The sequence below is a fragment of the Clostridium polyendosporum genome, from assembly GCF_018332455.1.
Taxonomy (GTDB): domain Bacteria; phylum Bacillota; class Clostridia; order Clostridiales; family Clostridiaceae; genus Clostridium_AY; species Clostridium_AY polyendosporum.
This window is the reverse complement of sequence record NZ_BOPZ01000068.1, coordinates 1-783: the sequence shown is the minus strand read 5'-3', so window position 1 is coordinate 783 and position 783 is coordinate 1. Positions and strand designations below refer to the sequence as shown.

Annotated in this window: 1 protein-coding gene; it reads right to left on the bottom strand. The window is 37.7% G+C overall.

Annotation, left to right across the window (positions count from 1 at the left end):
- Positions 1-783: elongation factor Tu (locus CPJCM30710_RS17395; RefSeq protein ID WP_212905397.1), on the bottom strand; the 783-nt coding region annotated here is incomplete at both ends.

Here is a 783-nt window from a genome sequence, read left to right as displayed (position 1 = left end):
TTATTGAACCAGTAACGTCTGTTGTTCTGAAATAGAATTGTGGTCTGTATCCATCGAAGAATGGTGTATGTCTTCCGCCTTCTTCTTTCTTAAGTACGTATACTTGACCTACGAACTTCTTGTGTGGGTTTACTGATCCAGTTTTTGATAAAACTTGACCTCTTTCGATATCTGTTCTTTGAACACCTCTTAATAATGCTCCGATGTTATCTCCAGCTTGTGCTTCATCTAGTAACTTTCTGAACATTTCTATTCCTGTTACTACTGTCTTTCTTCTTTCTTCAGTTAATCCGATTACTTCTACTTCGTCTCCTACATGTAGAACTCCTCTTTCAACTCTACCAGTTGCAACTGTTCCTCTACCAGTGATTGTGAATACATCTTCTACTGGCATTAAGAATGGCTTATCTGTTGCTCTTTCTGGTGTTGGGATGTAGCTATCTACTGCTTCCATTAATTCAATGATGCACTTTGTAGCTGCTTCATCAGTTGGGTTTTCTAATGCTTTTAAAGCTGATCCCTTTATTACTGGAATGTCATCTCCTGGGAAGTTGTATTCGCTTAATAATTCTCTAACTTCCATTTCAACTAATTCTAATAATTCTTCATCATCAACCATATCTGCTTTGTTTAAGAATACTACGATATAGTCAACACCAACTCTTGATGCAAGAAGTATATGTTCTCTTGTTTGTGGCATTGGACCATCTGCTGCTGAACAAACTAGGATTGCTCCATCCATTTGAGCAGCTCCAGTGATCATGTTCTTAACATAGTCAGCAT